Raw genomic sequence first — 13,165 nt, 5'->3', positions numbered from 1 at the left:
CCAGGTGGATGCCAGCGGGCCCGGACACCCTCGGAGACATGAAGTACGCGATCGAAGCCGAAGGGCTCGTCAAGAGATACGGCGACAAGAGCGCGCTCGACGGCGTCGACCTGGCGGCGAGGACCGGCTCCGTGCTCGGCGTCCTGGGGCCGAACGGCGCGGGCAAGACCACGGCGGTGCGCGTCCTGGCCACCCTGGCCGTCCCCGACGCGGGCCGCGCCCTGGTCGGCGGGTACGACGTCACCCGCCAGGCCGGAAAGGTCCGCGAGCTGATCGGCCTGACCGGCCAGTACGCCTCGGTGGACGAGAAGCTGACCGGCACCCAGAACCTGCTGCTGATGGGCCGCCTGCTCGGCCTGTCACGGCCGGCGGCCAGGGCCAGGGCCAAGGAGCTGCTGGCCCGCTTCGGCCTGGAGGAGGCGGCCGACCGAGCGGCGAGCGGCTATTCGGGCGGCATGCGCCGCCGCCTCGACCTGGCCGTCAGCCTGGTGAGCCGCCCGCGGATCCTGTTCCTCGACGAGCCGACCACCGGCCTGGACCCCCATGCCCGCGGCGAGCTGTGGGACGTGGTCAGGGAGCTGACCGCCGACGGCGTGACCGTGCTGCTGACCACCCAGTATCTGGAGGAGGCCGACCAGCTCGCCGACGACCTGCTGCTCATCGACCGGGGCCGGGTCGCGGCGGCCGGCACGCCCGCGGAGCTCAAGGCGCAGGCGGGCGGGCACCGGCTCGACGTACGGCCGCTGCGCGCCGCCGACCTGGAGAAGGCCGAGACCATCCTCGGCGCGAAGGCCGCCGACGGCCTGATCAGCGTCCCGGTGCCGGAGCTCGACGATCTGGCCGTGCCCCTCTCCCTGCTGCGGGACCTGGACGGCGCGGGCATCGTGCTCGCCGAGCACGCCCTGCGCCTGCCCTCCCTCGACGACGTCTTCCTCACCCTGACCGGAGACCCCCGATGACCACCGCGCTCTCCCAGGGGCTCACGCTGGCCTGGCGCAGCCTGATCCCCCTGAAGAACCAACCCGGCCAGCTTTTCGGCCTGCTGTTCCAGCCCGTTTTCATGATCGTCATCTTCGTGTACCTGTTCGGCGGGGCGGCCGGCGGCGACCGGGCGGGCGCGGTGGCGTACATGCTGCCCGGCGTGCTCGTCCAGGTGGCGCTGATGTCGACGATCACCACCGGCATGAACCTGGCCACCGACATCGGCAACGGCGTGTTCGACCGGTTCAGGACCATGCCGATCGCCAGGTCCGCGCCGCTGGCGGGCCGCATCCTGGCGGACCTGCTCACGCTGGTCATCACCATCGCGATGTCGCTGGCCGTCGGGTACGCCGTCGGCTTCCGCGTCACGACCGGCCCGCTGAGCGCGCTGGCCGGGCTCGGGCTGGTGCTGCTGCTGGCCATGGCGCTGAGCTGGGGCTCGGCCTGGATCGGGCTGGTGGCCAAGTCCGTCACGTCCATGCAGGGGATGGCGACGGCCGTCCTGCTGCCGCTCACGTTCGGCAGCAGCGCCTTCGTCCCCGCCACCGACATGCCCGGCTGGCTGAGCTGGTGGATGGGCGTCAACCCCGTCTCCCACCTGGCCGGCGCGCTGCGCGGGCTGCTGACCGGCGGCCTGCACGCCTCCGACGTGTGGATCACGCTCGGCTGGACCGCCACCCTGCTCGCCCTCTTCGCCCCCCTTGCCCTTCGTAGTTACAACAGGAGAGTCCGATGATCGAGACCACTGAGACCATGACCACCCGTGACGGCGCCGAGCTGGTGGCGACGCTGTGGCGGCCGGCCGAGAGCGGGCGCTTCCCCGTGCTGCTGTCGCGCACCCCGTACGGGCGGAGCGTCCCGGGCCCCGGGTTCCACCTCGACGTGCCCCGCCTGGTGGCGGCCGGGTACGCGGTCGCCCTCCAGGACGTCCGCGGCACCGGCGCCTCGCAGGGCGAGTTCCGGTTCGTCAGCGGCGAGGTGGCCGACGGCTACGACGCGGTCCGATGGGCGGCGACCGCACCCTGGTCCGACGGAAATATCGGGATGTACGGGGACTCGTACCTGGCCATCACCCAGCTCCTCGCCGCCCAGGAACGCCCCGAGGGCCTGAAGGCCATCGCGCCGCACGTCTCCCCCGCCGGCCTGTACGAGTGCGTCTACCAGCCGGGCGGCGTCCCCAACCTCAACATCATCCTCACCGTCAGCGCGATGGTCCTGGCCGTGGACGAGCTGGACCGCAGGATCGCGCTCGGCACGGCCACGGAGGAGGACAAGGCCAGGTACCTGGCGGCCATCGGCCTGCCCCACGGGATCGACGAGCGGCTGAGGGAGCTGGCGGAGCGGCTGCCGCTCAGCGACCAGCCGCTGCTGGCCGACCTGGTGCCCTTCTACTCCGCGTGGATGGACACCCCCGACCCCCTCGACCCGCTCTGGCGAGGCGGGATCGTCCGGCACGCCGACATCGAGGTGCCCGCGCTGGTCAGCACCGGCTGGTACGACTACTTCCGGGACGGCTCCATCGAGCACTACGAGCGACTGGGCGGCGAGTCCCGGCTGATCGTGGGCCCGTGGACGCACTTCACGCACGAGCGGGACATCTGCGGGCGCGACTACGGCGACCAGGCGAGCCAGGAGGCGATCGACTGGACCGGGGTGCACCTGGACTGGTTCGACCACTGGCTGCGCGGGGCGCCGCCGCGCGACCGGGCGAAGGTGAAGATCTTCGTGATGGGTGACGACGCGTGGCGCAAGGAGGACGACTGGCCCATCCGGCGGGCCCGGCGCGTGCCGTACCACCTGGGCTTCGGCGGCGGGCTCGGCACGACGCCCGGGGCGGGCGGGACGGCGGAGTTCGTCAGCGAGCCCGGCGACCCGGTGCCGACGGTCGGCGGCGCGGTCATGACGTTCGAGGCGTTCGGCCCGCTCGACCAGCGGCCGCTCGACGGGCGCGGCGACGTCCTGCGCCACCGGACGGCGCCGCTCACCGAACGGGTGGAGGTGAGCGGCCCGGTCGAGCTGGTCGCACGGGTCTCCTCGACCGCCGCGAGCGCCGACGTGACGGCCAAGCTGATCGACGTCCACCCCGACGGGCGGGCCGAGCTGCTGACCGACGGCATCGCCAGGCTGACGGACCTGGCTCCCGGCGAGGTCCGCGAGGTGACGGTGCAGCTGGGCGCGATCTCGAACGCCTTCCTGCCCGGCCACCGGATCAGGATCGACGTGGCGGGCTCGAACTTCCCCCGATTCGGGCGGAACATGGACAAGGGCACCACCACGCTGCACGGCCCCTCCTACGTCGTGCTGCCGACCATCCCGTAGACCTCCTGCCTGGACATGGCCGCGCCCTTGGCGAAGCGCTCGTCGTAGTGCTCGTCACCGAGCGCGGCCCTGGCCGTGCGCGCGCCGTCCAAGGTCTCTGGCGAGACGTCGTGCGGCTCGACCGCCGCCGACGCCCCGAACAGCACGGACGCCCGCTCCTGGTCGTCCGCGGCCTGCGCGGCCAGCGCGAACCCGGCCAGCACCTGCGACAGCAGCGGCCGGTCCGGGCTGGTCCCGCCGAGCACCTCCAGGGCCAGGCGGTGCTGTTCGAGCCCGGCGTCCAGGTCGCCGCCGCGCACCAGCGCCCGGCCGTACGCGGTCCTGAGCGAGGCGGCCAGCTGCACCATCGGCGGGGCCTCGGCGAGCACGGCGAACAGGCCGCGGTAGATCTCCAGGCCCCGGTCCAGGTCGCCGAGCTGACAGACGTACGCGGCCTCGGCCAGCCCGAGCATCAGCCGGGTGAACGCCGTCGTCTCCCCGTCCATGCTCGCCCTGGCCCTGGCCAGGTCCTCGCGCGCGCCGTCCAGATTGCCGGTGCGCAGGTGCAGCTCCGCCAGCCTGAGCAGCGTCGAGATCGCCTCGTCCGACCCGACCCAGCGGCTGGTCAGCGCCCGGGTCTCGGCGATCAGGTCACCCGTCGGCGCGCCCCTGGCGGCCCGGACCTCGGCCAGGCCCAGCAGCGCCTCGCTCAGCCCCCACCGGTCCCCGAGCTGCCGGAACCCGGCCACCGACCGCTCCAGCAGCTCCTCGCTGCGCATCCGGCCGCCGACCATGAGCGCGGAGCTGGACAGCCAGAGATCGTCGCTCGCGATGTACTCCTCGATCAGCTCGGCGGCGTGGTCGTCGAGTCCCGAGGCGGCTGCCATGACGGCCCTGCTGAGCCTGATCATCGGATGCAGCGGCCCCTCCCGCTCGGCCCGCTCGATCAGCCGGTCCATCAGCCCCGAGAGCTCCAGCATGGCGGGCCGGTCGTTGACGATCGTGCCGAACTTGTCCACGCCGTACGCGAACATGCACGCCGTGTACGCGGCGGCCAGCCCGGGAGGGGGCTCTTCTCCCGTCAGCTCCATCACCTGCGTGGCCCAGGTCGCGCTCTCCTTCCGGTAGCCGGTCATCCACCAGTACCAGTTCAGCGCCGCGCACAGCCGCAGCGCCGACTCCACGTCCCGCTCGTCGATGACGTACCGCAGCGCCGCGGCGAAGTCGTCGCGCTCGGGGGTCAGCCGCTCGATCCAGACGATCTGCGCGGCCGTCCGCAGCCGCGGCACCGCCCGTTCGGCCAGGTCCAGCAGGTACGCCGCGTGCCGGCGCCGGTATTCGCCGACCTCGCCGGCCTCGGCCAGCCGTTCGAGCGCGTAGGCGCGGATGGTGTCCAGCATCGAGTAGCGGCCCTCGGCCGAGACCTGGACCAGCGACTTGTCGGCCAGCGCGCCCAGCACGTCCGCCGCTCCCCCGCAGACCGCCTCGACGGTCTCCAGCGTCGCCCCGCCCGCGAACACGGCCAGCCGCCTGGCCAGCACCCGCTCCTGCTCGCCCAGGAGCTCCCAGCTCCACTCCACCACCGCTCTGAGCGTCTGCTGGCGCGGCAGCGCGGTCCTGCTGCCGCCGGTCAGCAGCTTGAACCGGTCGTCGATGCGGTCGGCGAGCTGCCTCGGCGTCATGGTGCGCAGCCGGGCCGCGGCCAGCTCGATGGCCAGCGGCATGCCGTCCAGCCTGCGGCAGAGCGCCACCACGGCGGCCACGTTCCCGCCGTCGACGGCGAACCCCGGCCGCGCGGCGCCGGCCCGGTCCAGCAGCAGCCGGACCGACGGGTACGTCCCCGCCTGCTCGGCGCTCGCCCCGACGGGCGGCGGCTCCAGCGGCGGGATGGGGGCGAGGTGCTCGCCCGCCACGTTGAGCGGCTCCCTGCTGGTGGCCAGCACCCTCAGGTCCTGGCACTCGGTCAGCAGCCGCTCGGCCAGCTCGGCGGCGGCGTCGACGAGATGCTCGCAGTTGTCCAGGACGAGCAGCGCGGGGCGGCCCGCGAGGGCCTCGGCCACCTGCTCCACCGGATCGTTCCCCTCGGTGGGCACGCGGTAGGGCGGGCGGTCGTCCCGCAGGCCGAGCGCGTCGAGCACGGCTCCTGGAACGTCGGCCGGGTCGCTGACCGGGGCCAGCTCGACCATCCACACCGCCTCGGCCGACCGGAGCGCCACCTCCGTGGCCAGCCTGGTCTTTCCCGCGCCGCCAGGGCCGACGAGCGTGACGATCCTGGCCCGGCCCAGGAGGGTGCCCAGCTGGTCCAGCTCGGCCTCACGGCCGATGAAGCTGGTCCGCGGGGTCCGTACGTTGCCCCGCCGCCTGACCTGGGTCATCGGGGCCGCAGGGCGTGCCGGGACATCTCCCGACAGGACGGCCAGATGGGCGGCGCGCAGTTCGGGCCCGGGATCGACGCCGAGCTCGTCGGCGAGCAGGCGGCGGGTGCGCTCGAACAGCTCCAGCGCCTCGGCCTGCCGCCCCTCGGCGGCGAGCGCCCGCATGGCCAGCGCGCCCAGCCGCTCGCGCAGCGGGTGCGCGGCCACCTCCGACGTCAGATCGACCGGCGCGCCCGCCGCCAGCCCGGCCTCGGCGCGGGCCTCGACGGCGGAGAGCCGGTCCTGCTCCAGGGCGGCGGCCGCGTTCGCCAGGAGCGGCACGGCGGTGAGATCGGCCAGCGCCGGCCCCCGCCAGAGCTCCAGGCCCTCCCATTTTCCGGCCCCGTTCCCGGCCGCCCGCCTGAACCGCAGGGCGTCCACGTCGTCGGGGGCCACGGCCAGCGCGTAACCGCCCGGCCTGCTCTCCACCACCTCGTACGGCCGCAGCGCCACCCGCAGCCGCCTGACCAGCGTCTGGAGGGCGTTGGCCGCGTTGGCGGGCGGGTCGTCCGGCCAGAGGGCGTCGATCAGCCGCTCGGCGGTGACGGTACGGCCGGCTTCGAGCGCCAGGACGGCCAGGAGCGCCCGCAGCCGGAACCCGCCGACCGCGATCGGCCCCCCGTCGCCCTCGACCTCCAGCGGCCCCAGAATGCATATCCGCACAAGTCACATCCTGCCCTGCCCCTCCCACGCACCGCCGCGCGGTGCGGGCGGTGGCCGGGGCGGGAAAGGGACAGCCAGGGTCCGAGGGGGACCCTGGCTGGATCGGGAAAGGGAGCGGGTCAGAAGTCGTCGGCGGTGCGGATGCGGTCGCGGATCCAGACGCCGGCGGGCTTGAGGCGGGAGGTGCCGGTGAAGGTGCCGTTCGGGCAGGTGCCCTCGGTGAAGACGGCCCCCGAGCGGAAGTCGTCCGAGAAGTTCCAGTTCACCCAGCTGATCTTCTTCTGAGCCAGAAGATCCAGGTACTGCTGCGACCGCGTGAAGTTGTTCGACCCGTCACCGGAAGCCGTCTGGGTGCCGAACTCCGTGACGAAGATCGGGATCCGGTCGGCGGCCCTGGACAGGGTGTTGAGGTATTCGGTGCCGTGCGAGGCCGCGTAGAAGTGGAACGTGTACATGATGTTGGTGGCGCTGACCGGGTTGTTGACGATCTCCGACTCGGTCGCCCCGTCGGAGACGCCCAGGGACGACCAGGCGCGGGTGCCGACCAGGATCGGGGTCTCCGGGTCGTACTGCCTGATCACGGGGATGAGCTGGTTGGCGTAGTTCCTGATGGTGGACCAGGAGACGCCGTTGGGCTCGTTGGCGATCTCGTAGAGCAGGTTGTTCTTGCCGTTGTGCCGCTGGGCGATCTCGGTGAAGAACGTCTTGGCCCGCGACAGGTTGTAGTTGGGGTCGCCCGGGTCGAGCATGTGCCAGTCGACGATGGCGTACATGCCGCGGGCGGTGGCCTGCTCGATCAGGTTGTGCACCCGGTCCGTGAACAGCCGCGGGTTGGTCTCGTACCCGTCCTCCTGGATGTACATGGAGATGCGCAGGACGTCGGCCTTCCAGTCGTTGGCCAGCGCGTCCAGGGAGGCGGTGTTGAGGCACTGGGAGTACCACTGCAGGCCGTGGCTGCTCATGCCGCGTAGCTGGATCTGCTTGCCGGCCTGGTTGCAGAGCCTGACCCCGCACACCTGGAGCTGCCCGTTGGCCTGGACCGGCGTGCCGGTGCTGGAGGGCGTGCCGAGGACCAGGCGGTCGAGGTTCGGGCCGCCGTTGGCGGTGGTGGCGGTGGCGCGGACGGTGTTGGTCCCGGCGTTGAGCGTGGTGGTGACCGTGGACTCCTGCCAGGTGGTCCAGGCGCCGGTGCCGGGGAAGTCCTTGGCGGTCGCGGTGCCGTTCACGGCGATGGTCATCGGACGATTCGTGGTGGTGCCGTTGGCGTACCTCAAGGTGAGGGTGGCCGGGCCGGCGGTGGCGGCGTCGACGGCGAACTCGACGTACGAACCGGTGGTGTTGTCGTAGTTGACGAATCCGGTGCCGCTGTAGCCGGCGTGGTTCGACTCGACCACGCCCTGGGAGACGGTGGCGTTCTCGGCCTCGTACGTGGTCGCGGCCTGGGCTGGGGCTGCTTGCAAGGAGGCGGCGACAATCGCGGCGATGGCGGCGAGCCGCACGGATCGATGCATGGGGGTGAGCTCCTCACTCGTTCATTAGGAAACCTTACTAACGAGTATGGGGAGCGTAGATCGGACCTCCACCCGAGGACAAGACCCAAATTGACGTGAACAGTCAAGGGCGCGGTCCGCGCGGCCACCCCTAGCCACACGAACCGCGCCCATCTCGAACGGCGAACCCACCGGACAACAGCACCGCCAGCCCCAGCGCGTCAGCGGGCCCGCCTGTATTCCATGGTAAACGAATAGGTATTGGGGGTAAAGCTCAAAGGTTTACAGAGCCTGCCTTTCGTGATGGATTCGGGAAATGAGCGTGCAGGGCACTTGCGATTCCCGGTTCTCCCAGGTCGCGGAGGAGTTCGAGGGCAATCTCGCCCGCCGCGGCGAGGTGGGCGCGTCGGTGTGCGTGATCGTCGACGGCGAGGTGCTCGTCGACCTGTGGGGCGGCGAGGCCGCGCCGGGCGTGCCGTGGCAGAGCGGCACCATCGGGCACGTCTGGTCCTGCACCAAGGGCGCGACCGCGCTCTGCGCCCACCTCCTGGCCGCGCGCGACGAGCTCGACCTCGACGCCCCGGTCACCCGCTACTGGCCCGAGTACGGCGCCGGCGGCAAGGGCGGCACGCTCGTCCGGCACCTGCTCGCCCACCAGGCCGGGCTGCCCGCGCTGCGCGAGAAGCTGCCACCCGGCGCGTTCTACGACTGGAAGCTGATGGCCGACAGGCTCGCGGGCGAGGAGCCGTTCTGGGAGCCGGGCAGCCGGCACGGGTACCACGCGCTGACGTTCGGCTACCTGGTCGGGGAGGTCGTGCGGCGGGTGAGCGGGCGCTCGCTCGGGACGTTCTTCCGCGAGGAGGTCGCCGAGCCGCTGGGCCTGGAGTTCTGGCTGGGGCTCCCGGAGGAGTACGAGGACAGGGTCGCCCCGACGATCCCCGCCGACCCGCCCGAGGCGCCGCCCTCCTTCTACGTCAAGGCGTTCACAGACCCGAACTCGATGCCCGCGCTGCTGCTGTCGAACGAGGGCGGCTACATGACGCCCGGCGAGTCGGACAGCCGGGCGGCGCACGCGGCCGAGTTCGGGGCCATCGGGGCGATCACGAACGCCCGCGGCCTGGCCGGGATGTACCGGCCGCTGTCACTGGGCGGCGGCGAGTTGGTAACCGGGGAGCACCTGGCCCACATGTCGATCACCGTCTCAGCAGGCACCGACGCGGTGCTGGCGGTGCCGTCGCGGTTCTCGCTCGGCTTCGTGAAGGCGGCCGACAACCGGCATCTTCCGCCCGCCGACAGCGAGGGAGCATTGCTGTCGACGACCGCGTTCGGCCACGTGGGCATGGGCGGATCGGTCGGGTTCTGCGACCCGCCGGCCCGCCTGGCGTTCGGCTACTCGATGAACAAGCAGGGCATCGGACTCGGGATCAACGCGCGCGGCCAGGCGCTGGTGGACGCGACGTACCGGGCGCTCGGCTACAGGCAGGTATACGGGGGGATCTGGTACGCGCCGGGCGAGATATCGTGATGTGCGGTTTGGTCCTCCCCCTGGAGTAAGACGCATGTTCTTCGGCATCAACAATTTCTGGACCTACGTCATCGGCGCCCTGCTGATCATCCTGCTGCCCGGCCCGAACTCCCTGTACGTCCTCAGCTACGCCGCCCAGAACGGCGTCCGCCAGGGCTACCGGGCCGCGGCCGGCGTCTTCATCGGCGACACCGTGCTGATGTTCCTGACCGCCGCCGGCGCCGCGTCCCTGCTCCGCTCCAACCCGCTGCTCTTCACGATCGTCAAGTACGCCGGCGCCGGTTACCTGGCGTGGATCGGCTTCCAGATGATCAGGGGCGCCTGGCGATCGAGGAAGGCGACCGGGGAGGAGAAGCCGCAGGTCAAGATGGAGCGCCAGCCGCGCCCGTTCCGCAAGGCCCTGGTGATCAGCCTGCTGAACCCGAAGGCCATCCTCTTCTTCGTCTCGTTCTTCGTCCAGTTCGTCGACCCGGGCTACGCGACTCCCGCGCTGTCGTTCCTCATCCTGGGCGCGATCATCCAGGTGTTCAGCTTCCTCTACCTGACGGCGCTGATCTTCGGCGGCACTTACCTGGCCGGCCAGTTCAGCCGGCACCGGAAGCTCAGCGCCGGTCTGACGTCCGGAGTGGGCGCTCTGTTCCTCGGATTCGGCGCGAAGCTCGCCACCTCGTCACTCGGTTGAAAGCCTGCCGTAAGACCCCGCTGTTTTCGTGGAAACAGATGGAACGCGTCAAAAGAGGCAGTCGCATCACCTCTCCTCGGGTACGGTAAGCCACCGGCGTGCTTCCCGGGATGCGGGTGATGCCGTACTGGCTACGGCGAGCGGTCCATCTGGAAAGCCTGGTCCTTCGAACCCCGGGTAGACGCTGATCGTCGGCCAATCTGCGGAGCAGCCTTGAACCATCCCCCGGTCCACCTTCCACGCCTCACCGCACTCGCCCGGCAGGCGGCCCCCAGGCTGCTCGAAGGTGTCGTGGCGCCGCTGGCGGTGTTCTACCTGGCCATGATGGTCCTCGGATTCAAGGGGGCGCTCATCGCCACCGTCGCCTGGGTCTACGTCGGGGTGGCGTGGCGGCTGATCAGGCGGGTCAAGGTCCCCGCGACCATGTTCCTGGCCGCGTTCGCGATCACGGTCCGGGCCCTCGTGGCGTTCTGGACGGGCACGTGGATGTGGTTCTTCATCCAGCCGGAGATGGGCACGATCTGCATCAGCATGGCCTTCCTCGCCTCCGTCCGGCTCAACAAGCCGCTCGTGCAGAAGCTCACGCTCGACTACATCCAGCTGCCGTCGGCGGTGCTCAAGCACGAGCGGGTCCGCAGGTTCTTCGCCAGGATCACGCTGCTGTGGGCGTTCGTCCTGCTCATGAACTCGACGCTCAGCATCGCCCTGGCCGTCCACGAGTACGTGGCCGGGTCGCTCGGCGGGTTCATGGTGCTGAGGACGTCAGGCGTGGCCGTGATCAGCGGGCTGGCGATCGCGTTCTCCATCTTCGCCTTCAAGCGGGTGCTCCGCCGGCTGCACGTCGCCCACACCTGACCGTTCGGCCAGGAGAAACGCCCCGCACATCCCCATGACCAGCCCCGTCAGCATGCCGAACAGCTCGGTCAGCTCCGCCCCCGGCGCGCCGATCGGCGCCCGTACGGCACTGATGATCATCACGTAGAGCCCGCCGGCGAACAGGGAGCCGGAGCCGAGCCAGGCCGCCACCAGCGGCGCCCAGAACGGGCCGCGCCCGCGCCGCCGGACCACCAGCACGAGCGCGACGGCCCCGGCGACGGCCAGCAGGCCCTCGAAGCGGTCCTGGAGCCCTCCGGTGAGCTTGACCGCGCCGATCGGCCCGGCCACCAGCAGCGCGCCCCAGGCCACGACCGTCTGGAACGACCGGGTCGGGCCGGCGAAGGCGTGGCCGATCCGGGTGGTGAAGACGGCCGGCCACCGGTCGCGCGAGTAGAGCACGAAGGCCGTCATGAGGCCGACGCCCTGCACGACGAACCCGCCGTAGACCATCATGTAGATCCACGGCTCGATCGCCCCGCCGGTCTCGAAGACCGCCGGCCCGCCGACCAGCACCATGATCGGCGCCGTGACGATCACCACCGCCAGCAGGCCGGTGCCCACCCAGAGCGGGAGCAGCACGAGCCAGGCGGGCAGCCGCCGCCCCCATCGCATGGTGAACGCCAGCGCGAGCACCAGCCCGACGGCTTCCATGCCGAACGTCATCGTGTTGAGCCCGAGCATCGCCGGGTCGGTCATGAAGGCCGGATCGGTGACCCCGACCGGGCTTCCCGTCAGCCAGAGCGTCTTCAGCGTGAGGTACGGCAGCATCGCGGCGATCGCGACGATCGCGGCGGTGACGCGGCCTATCCCAGGTCTGCGTTCAGTCATGCTCCGAGCGTCGCCCGGCGGGCCGTCGATTCCCTCCCGAGCCGCGGGGATCCCGCTCCCCCGCGCGGGGGATGCTCACGTCCAGCTCGAAGCCGTCGCCGACCGGCCCGGCGGTCAAGGTGCCCCCGGCGAGCCGTACGCGCTCGCGCAGGCCCGCCAGCCCCAGCCCGCCGGGCAGCGTGAGGGGCCGGGCGCGCGGTCGGCCGCTGCGCACGGTGACGCGCTCCGGCGAGACCCGCACCGCGACGGGGGCCCCGGGGGCGTGCTTGGCGGCGTTCGTGAGCCCTTCCTGCACCACCGCGTGCGCCAGGGCGGGCACCGGCCCCGGCGCCAGGTCCAGGGTGATCGGCATGCCGGAGTCCCTGGCCCGCCGCACCACCTCGGTCACGTCCTCGTTCACGGGTGACAGCGGCGCCTCGTCGGAGTCCTCGCGCAGCAGCCCGATGATCTGGCGCAGCCGGTCCGTGGCGTCGGCCGCCGCCAACCGCAGCTCCCCCGCCGCCCTGACCTGCGTCTCGGCCAGCCCTGGGGCCATCTCCAGCCCGGCCGCCCGCACCGCGATCAGGGCCAGGTCGTGGCCGAGGGAGTCGTGCATCTGCCGCGCGATCCTGGCCCGCTCGCGCAGCCTCGCCTGCGCCTCGGCCGACAGCCTCGCCTGCGTGCGCCCCTGCAGCAGCCTCCGCCTGAGCAGCCCCAGCAGGTACGGCACCACGTACGTGCCGAGCAGCGCGGTCACCATGGACACCCACAGGGCCAGATCGCCGCCCTTGGCCAGCACCACGCCCACGCCGACGGCCGAGATCAGGCAGAACGCGGCCGGCGCGGGCCAGAGCGCGGCCAGGCGCCGCCCGGTCAGGTAGGCGTACCACATGATGAACGGCGAGGTGCCCAGCAGCGGCAGGATCTTCACATTGCGCCTGGGCAGCAGCCAGCTCAGGTCCACGGTCGCGAACCCCTCGCTGAACTGCCACGGCCCCAGCGGCAACAGCAGCACCAGCGCGGCCAGCGGCCACCGGCGGCCCACCAGCACCGCGACCGTGGCCAGCCCGATCCTGGGCAGGCTCACCATGGCGAAGGCGGCCGGATCCACGAACGGGTCGGGGCCCATGGCTGCCACGAAGATGCCGAGCACGGCCCAGAGCAGCAGGTCGTAGACCACCTGGCGGCGGCTCTCCCGGCGAAGACTTCTCACCGCACCGACGGTAGCCGCCTCCCGAACCCGCGGGTCCCGCCGGAAGTCAGCCGGCGACCCTGACGAAAGTCAGGGTAGGGCGGCTCCCACTCCCGCGGTAGAGCTAGCCCCACCCCGAAAGCGCCTACCTCCACTCCTGTTTCCTCCTGCGGAAACCGGTTTGATCGATGGTGTCACCCGGAGGTCGGAACCTAGCCCCGACGAAAGTAGGGGGTA

10 protein-coding genes are annotated in these 13,165 nt (G+C 71.7%); 6 read left to right on the top strand and 4 right to left on the bottom strand.

All coding sequences use genetic code 11. The features are described 5' to 3' along the window. Nucleotides 1-38: 38 nt before the first annotated feature. From ABZS69_RS33030 to ABZS69_RS33020, 3 genes are read left to right on the top strand one after another with little or no spacing between them, the layout of a single operon-like run. Nucleotides 39-959, top strand: coding sequence for an ATP-binding cassette domain-containing protein (locus ABZS69_RS33030; protein ID WP_355379249.1), 921 nt, complete (start codon nucleotides 39-41; stop codon nucleotides 957-959). Then, complete coding sequence (locus tag ABZS69_RS33025; RefSeq protein ID WP_355379248.1) at nucleotides 956-1,717, top strand: ABC transporter permease; 762 nt, start codon at nucleotides 956-958, stop codon at nucleotides 1,715-1,717. Before ABZS69_RS33030 ends, ABZS69_RS33025 begins: the two co-directional genes overlap by 4 nt. Continuing rightward, nucleotides 1,714-3,300: a CocE/NonD family hydrolase gene (locus ABZS69_RS33020; RefSeq protein WP_355379247.1), complete on the top strand. Its 1,587-nt coding sequence runs from the start codon at nucleotides 1,714-1,716 to the stop codon at nucleotides 3,298-3,300. The genes ABZS69_RS33025 and ABZS69_RS33020 overlap by 4 nt, the downstream gene beginning before the upstream one ends. On the opposite strand, the gene ABZS69_RS33015 is transcribed toward ABZS69_RS33020, so the two are convergent. Together ABZS69_RS33015 and ABZS69_RS33010 are read right to left on the bottom strand one after the other, a co-directional pair. Beyond that, on the bottom strand, nucleotides 3,273-6,356 hold the full coding sequence (locus ABZS69_RS33015) for a BTAD domain-containing putative transcriptional regulator (protein ID WP_355379246.1): 3,084 nt from the start codon (nucleotides 6,354-6,356) through the stop codon (nucleotides 3,273-3,275). The genes ABZS69_RS33020 and ABZS69_RS33015 overlap by 28 nt on opposite strands. Nucleotides 6,357-6,475: 119 nt before the next feature. Further along, the gene (locus ABZS69_RS33010; RefSeq protein WP_355379244.1) at nucleotides 6,476-7,867 is read right to left on the bottom strand and encodes a cellulase family glycosylhydrolase; all 1,392 of its coding nucleotides are present in this window, start codon (nucleotides 7,865-7,867) and stop codon (nucleotides 6,476-6,478) included. A 295-nt stretch (nucleotides 7,868-8,162) separates the two neighbouring features. Between ABZS69_RS33010 and ABZS69_RS33005 the strand changes: the two genes are divergently transcribed. From ABZS69_RS33005 to ABZS69_RS32995, 3 genes are all read left to right on the top strand, one after another. Further along, nucleotides 8,163-9,371 (top strand): serine hydrolase domain-containing protein, encoded by a 1,209-nt coding sequence (locus ABZS69_RS33005; protein WP_355379243.1) that lies wholly within the window; start codon nucleotides 8,163-8,165, stop codon nucleotides 9,369-9,371. Between the two features lie 34 nt (nucleotides 9,372-9,405). Continuing rightward, a complete protein-coding gene (gene leuE / locus ABZS69_RS33000; RefSeq protein ID WP_355379242.1) occupies nucleotides 9,406-10,053 on the top strand; it encodes a leucine efflux protein LeuE in 648 nt (215 codons plus the stop codon). Nucleotides 10,054-10,266: 213 nt separating this feature from the next. Next, nucleotides 10,267-10,908, top strand: coding sequence for a VC0807 family protein (locus ABZS69_RS32995; protein WP_355379241.1), 642 nt, complete (start codon nucleotides 10,267-10,269; stop codon nucleotides 10,906-10,908). Here ABZS69_RS32995 and ABZS69_RS32990 read toward each other — a convergent pair. Both ABZS69_RS32990 and ABZS69_RS32985 read right to left on the bottom strand, forming a co-directional pair. Further along, nucleotides 10,816-11,757: a hypothetical protein gene (locus ABZS69_RS32990; protein ID WP_355379240.1), complete on the bottom strand. Its 942-nt coding sequence runs from the start codon at nucleotides 11,755-11,757 to the stop codon at nucleotides 10,816-10,818. The genes ABZS69_RS32995 and ABZS69_RS32990 overlap by 93 nt on opposite strands. Beyond that, nucleotides 11,750-12,949 carry a histidine kinase gene (locus ABZS69_RS32985; RefSeq protein ID WP_355379239.1) on the bottom strand — a complete coding sequence of 400 codons (1,200 nt, stop codon included), beginning with the start codon at nucleotides 12,947-12,949 and terminating at the stop codon, nucleotides 11,750-11,752. The genes ABZS69_RS32990 and ABZS69_RS32985 overlap by 8 nt, the downstream gene beginning before the upstream one ends. Between the last annotated feature and the right edge of the window lie 216 nt (nucleotides 12,950-13,165).

It is taken from the genome of Nonomuraea sp. NPDC005650 (genome assembly GCF_040605375.1).
In the GTDB taxonomy this organism is placed as follows: Bacteria; Actinomycetota; Actinomycetes; order Streptosporangiales; family Streptosporangiaceae; genus Nonomuraea.
The sequence above is the reverse complement of the archived record's forward strand: the minus strand, read 5'-3'. Positions and strand labels throughout refer to the sequence as shown.